Here is a 10,180-nt window from a genome sequence, read left to right on the forward strand (position 1 = left end):
TTTCTTGTTCTGCTCTTTCGGCTCTGTTTTGTTGTTCTGTTTTTTCTTGTTCTGCTTTTGCTTTTTCTTGTTCTGCTTGAGCAAGATTTTTTCTGAGTTCTTTTGCTTCGAATCTTGCGTTTGAAGCTTGGATAGTGGCAATTTTTATATCGTTAAGATAATTTTCTTCTTCTTCCATTTCTATGGCAAGTTCAGGATATTCTTCTCTTGCAGAAAGAAGACGTTTGACAACACGTTCAAAAAACACATCATATTCATCTAATTGGAGTGATCTTTTATCTCCATTGAGTATATTCTTTTGGTTAAAGATTTCTAAAAGATGGTAAACCATTTCTTTTTGTGGATTTGCTGCATACATTGATTTGGGTATTTTATTGATATTGGGAATTTGCACGGTTACCATATTGTATGACAGATTATCTATAAAAAAATTAGATTCTTTCAATTCTTTTTCTGTAAAAAAGCCAATATTTTTTCTATTTGTCCTGATAATAGGGTCGTGTATTTCTTTTTCAATGCAAAAATCCAGTATAAAAATGGGTATGAGTATTATTGGTTCATAGATAAAAGACACTTCTCCTGTTTCTGTATCAATAACTTGGGAGGTTTTCTTTTGGCTAAAATTTTCTTGTATATACCGTTTGAAACGAAATACATCGCCACCTGTCCATTCGGACTTTTGCATTTCTATAATGACTGCTTGTTCGCCATCATCGGTTTGAATAGTAGCACTAAAATCTAAGTGCATCATTTTTACTCCTGCTTCACTGTCTTTTTCCATTCGATGTTTTATATATGGAAGGGAATGATTCTTGCGAGTTAACTGTATAATATTTTTTCCTAAAAGGGTAGAGATGATGAGTTTTGCGGATTCATTGTCTGCCATCAGATAACGAAACGACACATCATAGATAGGATTAGGAATTATTACTGATTTTTTGTTCATAGTATTAAGAGTATTTAAAGAATGAATATTTTTAATAGTCAAAAATGAAAAACTTTAGTTCCTTGGTATTATACAAATATATTGTTACCATTTCAATTGATTTGAATATATGTATTTGTATGATTTTTACAAGTTTCCATTAAAAAAAGTTTGAACATAAATAGAAAATAATCAAAATAAATATGAGTCCACTCCGAAAAAGCACTTTTTATACATGTATACTTTTGTAACCGTTTGATTACCAATAGTTTTCAAATTCAATATTTCTGTAAAAACGACTTTTCGGAGTGGACTCAATATTATGTTATTATTTTATTTTTTCACCCGTCTCAATGCTATTAAGAGCGTTGTTTTTTATTATATGTTTAAGAAAAGAACAAGCACACTTGAAAAACAGAGAAAAGAAGGTTTTCAAATGTGTTTATATATTTTTGTTTATGGATATCTTACCAAAATATTGCGTATAAAAGAATGGTAACACATATAATGAAAGTAGCGGCTATATTAAATGTAGGTGATGTTTCAAAATATTTTTTTGTGAGAGGGATTCCCTTTGGATCATCCTGTCCCCACCTGTCTATATAGCTTACCAAAGCAATAATAAGCATGGTCAAAATACTTGTGATGAGCATCTGATTCATAAATGGAGTATTGATGAAAAAAGAAGAATCTATCCATCCGTTCTGCCCTACTTTAAAATAAAAAGCTATAGGAATAGATAATATTCCTCCCCATAAAGCACCTTTGTTCGTAGCTTTTTTAGAAAATAGCCCCATTAAAAATACTGCTAATATACCAGGACTGACAATTCCTGTATATTCTTGTATAAACAAAAATACTTGTCCTAAATTACTCAGAAGTGGTGCTAAAAGTGTTGCAATAGCGAGGGATACCAAAATGCTGACTCTGCCTACGTTTACGCTATGTGATTCGGAAGCTTTGGGATTCAAATAGGGCTTATAAATATCCATAGTAAAGATAGTAGCAATAGAATTCAACATAGAAGCAAGTGAAGAAACAATAGCCGCCGCAAGGGCTGCTAATACTAATCCTTTTAATCCTACGGGAACATATTTTTTAATTAACCAAGGAGCCGCATTATCATTAATAATAGAACCATCTGCTCTGAGAAAACTGGGATCAAGAGCATTAGTAATAAGGTTTCCATTGGCATCTGTGTGCATAGCAAAAGCAATAATACCTGGTAATACTACAATGAGTGGCATAAAAAGTTTTATGAAGGCTGCAAAAGCAATTCCTTTTTGTGCTTCATTCAAACTCTTTGCGGCTAATGTTCTTTGGATAATATATTGATTAAATCCCCAATAATAAGTATTTGCCACCCACATTCCTCCAATAATCACTGCCAAGCCGGGCAAATCCCACCAAGCATCTTTGCCATCAGGAGTTATTACCTCTCCCCTATCAATAATCATAGAAAACTTTTGAGGAACTTTTTCTAAGAGATAGATAAATCCTCCAAAAATATCTCCCGTTGGAGAGATGGCTTGTAGCCCTAAATACGTAGTAACTAATCCTCCAAAAATAAGAAGCACTACCTGAACTACATCCGTCCAAGCAACCGCAGAAAGTCCTCCCCAAAGGGAGTATAAACAGGCAAATAATCCTAAGCCTATAACACTTATCATCAAATATTCTCCACTACCCGTTCCTATAATGGTGTCTATTGCCTTTGCGCCTAAAAACATAACTGAGGTAAGGTTCACAAAAACAAATAAACAAATCCAAAAAACAGCAAGTATCGTTTTGAGAGTAGTGCTATATCTCTTTTCCACAAATTCGGGAATAGTATATATGTTTTTTTCTATAAAAATAGGCAGAAAAAATTTACCTACTACCAAAAGAGTGAGTGCTGCCATCCACTCGTATGAAGCAATTGCAAGACCAATAGCAAAGCCCGAACCTGACATACCAATATACTGCTCTGCCGAGATATTTGCTGCTATAAGGGAAGAACCTATTGCCCACCAAGGCAAGCTTTTACTTGCTAAAAAATAATCTTCTGTATTTTTTTTTGCTCCGTCTTTACTCCGAGAAACCCACAAACCTATTCCTACTATTACTACGCAATAGGTTACAAAAATAAAAATATCTAATATTGAAAAATCCATAGTTGTAAGTTATATTAATAAATTAAAATGATTCATTGTTGATAGAGAAACTTTTTTTTACTTTGCTATTTTATAATAAAGGGTAGATGAGTTTTCTTTGTTCAGTATAGATTGAGATACTTGTATAATATCTTCTTTTGTTATATTTTTTACTTTTTCTAATTCTGTATTTACTAACTCCGGAGTATCTATAAAGGAACAGAAAGCGAGGTTCATTGCTCTGTGTAGTATATCTATCTCAGCAAATAGATGCGAGGTTTCATATTTATTGATAGATTTTTGAAGGTCTTTTTCTGTTATAATGGTGTTATTTTTAATCTGTTCTATCATATCATTTACTGATGAATCTGCTTCGTGGAATGTTTTATTTTGATTTAATTTTCCTTCTATGACCAAAAGGCCTGGGTCTATAGATCCTGTAATATAGCAGTTCAATGTATTAAATATTTGTTGTTTTTTTACGAGTGTATTATGAAAAGTGCTGGTATTTTCTGTTCCCAATATATCTGATAAAATATCTGTGGTATTGTATTGGTGGTGAGTTCGGTTGCACATTTTATATACCTTATAAAAAGCATTTGCAGGAACGGGAGAGTGGGTTTCATCTCTCTGTTCCTGCATTTGTATTGGTTCTATGGGGATATTTTGTGATGGAACTGTTCTTGAGGGGATTGGTTCAAACCATTTTTGTAAGAGTTTTTCTATTTGTAATGGATTTACGTTTCCTGCTATGGTCAGTATGGCATTGTTAGGGCTGTAATAGTTGAAAAAAAACTCTTTTACGTCTTGGATAGATGCTTCTTCAATATGCTCTATTTTTTTTCCTATGGTTGCCCATTTGTATGGATGAACTTTGTAAGCAAGTTCTCTGAGTTTGAGCCATACATCTCCGTATGGTTGATTTATGTATCGTTGTTTAAATTCTTCTATGACCACTTTTTTTTGAACTTCTAATACCTCATCGTTAAAATCAAGTTCTAACATTCTATCTGATTCTAACCAAAAGGCAGTTTCTATATTAGCAGCAGGCACTATGGTGTAATAATTTGTAATATCGGTGCTGGTAAAGGCATTGTTTTTGCCACCTACTTTTTGTAGTTCTGTATCAAAGTTTTTTATGTTTTTACTTCCTCCAAACATAAGGTGTTCAAAAAGATGTGCAAACCCTGTTTTTGTTTCGGATTCGTTTCGAGATCCTACTTTATAAAGTATATTTACCACCGTGAGATGTGAGGTTTCGTCGGGGATAATAAGCACTTCTAAACCATTGGTAAGGGAAAACTTCTCATAATGTGTCATGTGTATATGTTTTTATATTTTGAATCCGACTAATAAAACATCGTCAGTTTGTTCATTATTATTTTTCCAATCATTAAAATCTTTTCGGACTTCTTCAATTTGCTGATTAAAAGGTTCATTTTTTATAGTATTTAAAAAATCTTTTAACCGTTTGGTATTGTATTTTTTAAGGTTTGGTCCCCCGAATTGGTCTTTATAACCGTCAGTATACATATAAATAACCACATCTCCAATAACATTTTGTATATGTTTTTTATAATAGTGTGTTTTAAAAGATTCTCCTACGCCTACTATGGGCATTTTATCTCCGTTTATTTCATAAAATTCGCCGTCTTCTACATATACCATAGAGTTTATAGCACCTGCGAATTCAATTACTTTTTCATCTTTTGCAATACTTTGTGTTATACCAAGAACACTAATATCCATTCCATCTTGAACATCAGATTCACCTATATTTAATTTATCCATAAGTTCTTTTCTGAGTTCATTGAGTATAAGATCGGGCGATGTAATGCCTTCGGAATAAACAATTCTATTGAGAATATTTATACCTATCATACTCATAATTGCTCCAGGAACCCCATGCCCTGTGCAATCAGCACAAATTACTATAAAGGTATCATTTTTTCTTCCCGTCCAATAGAAATCACCACTTACAATGTCTTTAGGATTTAAAAATATAAAGTATTCTTTACAGAAGCTTTCAAAGAGGTTTAGTTCATTAAAAATGGCGGTTTGAATACGTTTTGCGTAGGTGATACTACTCAATACATTCTCATTTAATTTTTGTATTTCTTTTTTTTGTTCTTCTAATATATTATTTTTTTCTTGGAGAGTTTGGTAGTTATTTTTTAATATAAGTTCGGATTCTATAAGTTTATCGTTTTTATTTTCTATTTCGTTTTTTTGTTCGCTCAACAGTTTATTTGTTTTTGTTCTCTGATTTAAGGTGACGGTGACATACACGAGTATAATCAAGACAAGTACAACTATTCCTACTATAGCCATAGTTATAGATTCTTGTGCTTTTAATTTTTCGGAATTTAAGAGTTCATTTTCTTTAGATTTTTTCAAAAGTTCCTGCTGTTGGGTTATTTCATTTTTTCTTTTTTCTGCTAAAAGTTCTTGCCTTTCTGTTTCTGCTTTTGATGCTTCTAATTCTTGTTGGTGTTTCAGAACGTCTAAGTCGCTAAGTGCTTTTTGTCTTTCTAATTCTGCATTTTTATAGCTTGCATTTTGAAGTTCTTGGTTTTTTCTAAGAAGTTCTATTTGGCTATTTTTAATTTTTAATTCTTGAGCATCTTTTTCTTTTTGCAGTTGGAGTTCTCGTAGAGAGGCTTGTGCTCTTTCTTTTTCTATTACTTCATCTCTTGCTATTTTTTCTTCTTTATCTGTTTCTAATTGCTTATTTATAATTGCTTGTTTTTCTTCTTGTTCTTTACTGATAATTTTATTGTCTGCATCGTTTTTTCTATTGGTATATTCTTGTGATGTTTGGAAATTTCCTTCGTCGGCATTTATTTTTGCTATAAGTTCACATGCTGCTGATATAATATGATAATTCTTTAAGATTTCACCTATGGTTATTGCTTTTTCTGCATATTCTATTGCGGAGGCATTATTGTCGCTCAGGTATAGATTTATTGAAATAAAATTATACAATCTACCGAGTGTAGTTTTATCTTCTAAGTTAGTTGATTTGTTTATTGCTTGAATGTAGAGATTTCTTGCATTTTCGAACTCTCTCTTTTTCATTTCATTTGTGGCTTGATTTATTAAAAGTTCTACTTCATATTCTGTTTCTAAATCTATATTGGTATTTTTTTTAATGGAAGGGGTTATTTTTGCAGCGTATTCTTTAGATTTATTGAGAGCGCTTTCGGATTCTGTAATTTGATCGAGCTGCCTATATATATAACTGATATTGTTATAGGTAACTATAACACTCAAAAAATCATTTTTAGATATATATAAGTCCAATAACTCTTTTTCTGTAATAAGGGATTGCTTATAATCTTTTTTTATTTCGTATAGTTCTGCAAGTATTTTAAGACCTTTTACATATGGAATATTATTCTTTTTTAAGCTATCTACTAGTGTTTTTTGATAATACAAGGATTTATCTATATCATTTACTTTATAGTAAGCAAAAGAAATATCAGAATATAATTGATAATTATTAGGATCTATCTCTATTGCTTTTTCGTAATATTCAATAGCTTTGAGATAGGACTTATTTTCTGAATATCTATTTCCTATTTTAGTAAAATAGTTCGCTTTTTGTTTATCGTTACTGCTGTTGTTTAGCAAATAAAACAAATCACTCAATGATTGAGCATATATATGAGAAGATAAACAGAATAATAAAAAAAATATACATATTTTTAGAAATCTAAAAGAATATGGAGCGTGTTGAAGAGACATAATATTTCAATTTAAATAATAAAATATAAATAGCATACATTGAAAGTAAATATAAATAATAAGTAAAGAAAACTCATTTATGCAAGATGTAAAATATATTACATTTTTCATTATTTTTTTTGGGGTTATTTATACTCATATTTTCATGTTTTAAAAAACACATTTGATAATCAAAGCTTTATAATTTTTTTAGTTATTCTATTGTTAAAAGAATGTTTATTGATGATGAAAAATACTTTAATTATCTTGATTTTCATAACGGGTAGCATCTCTTTTAATTTTTTTCTCAATGTTTTTATGAAATGCCTCTGTAATATCTATGTTTGTTTGGTTTGCCAAACACAGTAAAACCCAAAGCACATCTGCAATTTCTTCCTCAAGGGTAGAGTTTAAATCGGATTCTTTATAGGTCTGTTCCCCGTATTTTCTCGATATAATTCTCGCAAGTTCTCCCACTTCTTCTGTTAAAAGAGCCATATTGGTCAACTCACTAAAGTATTTCTTTCCATATACCTGTATCCATTCATCTACTTTTTCTTGTGCCTCTCTGATACTTATATCCATTTTTATGTAACGTGATTTTTAAAATTTTTTTTCTTATAAAGAAGTGCTATAAAAAGAAAGTATTTTTTTTACAAGTGTTTTTTATAGTAGTTCCTAACGGTTTCGGACTTTGCTTTCGGGAGAGTTTCGTAACCACAAAGCTTCAAATTTTTTTGTCAGCTCTCCTACGAAAACTCGTGTCATCGGTTGTTTTCTTCTCTGCCGTCAATTTTCATTATCGTCTTGTTCAACGTGTAAAATGTGTAGTAATCTATGAATTATAGGTGCAAAGAAAACTGCTGTTATACTCAAAAATGCAACTCCGCTATACAAAGCGTAAATAGATGAAAATATTTTGGCTGAAGATGAATCCATTTCTACAACTGGTCCCATACCCGTCAAAATCATACAAGCCATATAGAAACTGTCAAGCCAAGATATTTTTCCAAAATAGTGATAACCAATCGTCCCAAGTAAAACAGAAAATACTATTAAGCTTAAAGCAAAAAGTCCGTAACGCACAATTCTAAATAAGAAATGGGGTAATGGGGTTACTTTCTGCTTACGGTTTTCTAATTTCATTTCTTTCTCAATTCTTTCATTAGTTCCTCGAGATAGTCGGTCTGAACTTCTTGAATTTCTAAAAGTTTTTTGTTTTGATGAACTAATAAGTGATCAATTTTTTTACTCAACAGCTTTATTTCAAGCTCTGCTTTTAGATTAATTTTATAGTCGTGTTCCCCCCTTTGTCTGTCTTTTTGTTCTTGTCTGTTTTGGCTCATCATAATAATTGGGGCTTGAATGGCAGCCAAACAAGAAAGAATGAGATTAAGTAGTATAAAAGGAAATGGATCGAAAGGCTTTGTTGCTAAAAAACAAATATTAACTAACATCCAAAGTAAAATGAATGAGAAAAATGTAATGATAAAAGTCCAACTACCACCGAATGCGGCAACCTTGTCGGCAAGTCTTTGCCCGAAAGTGAGTTCATCTTCTATTTCGTCTTGAATATTTTCGGAAAGAATTGAATTGTTCTGAATGGATTCCATTACATCTCTGTCAATAACTGCTAATTCTCTTTTCTCTTGCATAATTAATGATGTTAAGTAAAGTCGTCTGTATTGATTTAGTTCAGCAATTGTTATAAAATCGTCTTCATCAAAGTCCGGAAATCCGGATTTGATTAATTTGAAAATACCTTCCCTGACATCCCTACCTTTTACTTCTTCACCTTTTTGAATTTCCTTTTTACTTATGTGGCTCGTTTTCATTTTGGGTGTCTTTTTAAAATAACCGATAAAGCATCAATTTCGTACAATACCCCCCAAAAGCAATAGTGGGTCGTAATATGTTATAAGCATTTCTCTCTGTAATTCTATGAGTTTTTAGTATATCAAGCATATTATATAAATTAGAAATATATTTTGAAAATAAAAAAATGTAGATAAAAAAATTATCTAAATTAAATATAAATATTTATTATACTTTATATAAATTGTAATTATTGTACTTTTTATACTTTATTTTTTAAAACTCTCCTTACCATTAATTTTGTCTCACCATTAATTTGGAAAGAGTATAAATGAACTGATTAAGTATTTTCATAATGTTAATCTAAAAGGGTGGTGATTCTTCCGTTGATAGATTCTGATTGTTTCTGCTTGATTGCTTTTTGTTGAACACTAAGTGTATTACGTTCCCAAAAAATGCCATCAACATATCCTTGTATTGATGTATCTTTTTCAGCATTCTCTAGTCGTTTTTCAGTCCAAATACAATATTCTTCATTCATTTCCACGCCCACATATTTACGATTCAACTTTTTGGCAACAACTGAAGTTGTCCCTGATCCTAAGAAGGGATCTAAAACAATTCCGCCGACAGGGCATGAAGCTAAAATTAATTTAGCGATTAACTTCTCGGGTTTCTGGGTGGGATGATCAGTGTTCTCATGCATTGACCAATAAGGTATACTTATGTCATCCCAAAAGTTGGATGGATACGTTACTCTGAAGTTACCATATTTGGTTTTTTCCCAGTCTTTTGGTTTTCCCTCCACTTTATAAGGTGCAATAACCTTTCTTTTCATTTTGACAGATTCCACATCAAAGTAATAATCATTTTTATCTTTTACACCGAACCAAATATCCTCCATTCCATTTTTCCAGTTTGATAGCGCACCTCTCCCCTTCTCTCTTTGCCATGTTATTCTATTCATTATAATCATGTTTTCATTCATCACTTGTTGCAATGCTGATGTGCATTTCCAATCACCACAGAGATAAAGTGAACCATTCGCTTTCAACAAACTAACTACTTTTGGGAACCATGATCTCAAATATTCGAGATACGAATCATTGTCCGATGGTTTAAATTTGAAACCATGGAAGTCCTTGTAGAGATTATAAGGAGGATCTATAATAATAAGGTCTGCAAAGTTTTTGGGGAAGTTATCTAACAAAGCAAATAAGTGTCCATGGATTGTTTTATTTACAATTTCATCGGAGATAAAATGCTTTTTTTCATCTAATCTCATGAGGTTTTGTGAGAATTTTTCTCTTTCGGCATCTGAAACAGTCAATGTTCTGTTTCTGTTCGCTCTCGTCTTTTTTTTTATTTCTTTCATGTTATAAAGTTGTTTTTTTATTGCACACAATGTTTTATGAATTTGCGTTCAAGCGTTTTTGAGTGTCGGGTGTTTTATTTTTCGCTCTTAATAATATTTATACCGGTAAAAAAATAAAAATAATAACATAAGGTGGGTTCTAAAAATTGTTTTTTAAGTTTTATATTTTTTATTACGTATTTAAAAAAGTATGGGAAACCAAAAAAA

The 10,180-nt window shown here is 31.3% G+C and carries 8 protein-coding genes; all 8 read right to left on the reverse strand.

Annotation, left to right across the window (positions count from 1 at the left end):
* Positions 1–946: hypothetical protein (locus tag QM536_08240; GenBank protein MDI9356993.1), on the reverse strand; the 946-nt coding region annotated here is incomplete at its 3' end.
* A gap of 446 nt (positions 947–1,392) precedes the next feature.
* Positions 1,393–3,078: a sodium/sugar symporter gene (locus QM536_08245; protein ID MDI9356994.1), complete on the reverse strand. Its 1,686-nt coding sequence runs from the start codon at positions 3,076–3,078 to the stop codon at positions 1,393–1,395.
* A gap of 57 nt (positions 3,079–3,135) precedes the next feature.
* Positions 3,136–4,377 (reverse strand): pitrilysin family protein, encoded by a 1,242-nt coding sequence (locus QM536_08250; protein MDI9356995.1) that lies wholly within the window; start codon positions 4,375–4,377, stop codon positions 3,136–3,138.
* A 12-nt stretch (positions 4,378–4,389) separates the two neighbouring features.
* Positions 4,390–6,804 (reverse strand): SpoIIE family protein phosphatase, encoded by a 2,415-nt coding sequence (locus tag QM536_08255; GenBank protein MDI9356996.1) that lies wholly within the window; start codon positions 6,802–6,804, stop codon positions 4,390–4,392.
* Positions 6,805–7,041: 237 nt separating this feature from the next.
* Complete coding sequence (locus QM536_08260) at positions 7,042–7,368, reverse strand: nucleotide pyrophosphohydrolase (protein MDI9356997.1); 327 nt, start codon at positions 7,366–7,368, stop codon at positions 7,042–7,044.
* Between the two features lie 204 nt (positions 7,369–7,572).
* Positions 7,573–7,929, reverse strand: a complete 357-nt coding sequence (locus QM536_08265) for a hypothetical protein (protein ID MDI9356998.1) — start codon at positions 7,927–7,929, stop codon at positions 7,573–7,575.
* On the reverse strand, positions 7,926–8,618 hold the full coding sequence (locus tag QM536_08270; GenBank protein ID MDI9356999.1) for a DUF1003 domain-containing protein: 693 nt from the start codon (positions 8,616–8,618) through the stop codon (positions 7,926–7,928). The genes QM536_08265 and QM536_08270 overlap by 4 nt, the downstream gene beginning before the upstream one ends.
* Positions 8,619–8,956: 338 nt before the next feature.
* Positions 8,957–9,973 carry a DNA methyltransferase gene (locus QM536_08275; GenBank protein ID MDI9357000.1) on the reverse strand — a complete coding sequence of 339 codons (1,017 nt, stop codon included), beginning with the start codon at positions 9,971–9,973 and terminating at the stop codon, positions 8,957–8,959.
* Between the last annotated feature and the right edge of the window lie 207 nt (positions 9,974–10,180).

The sequence above is a fragment of the Chitinophagaceae bacterium genome (assembly GCA_030053935.1).
Lineage (GTDB): Bacteria > Bacteroidota > Bacteroidia > Cytophagales > JASGCU01 > JASGCU01.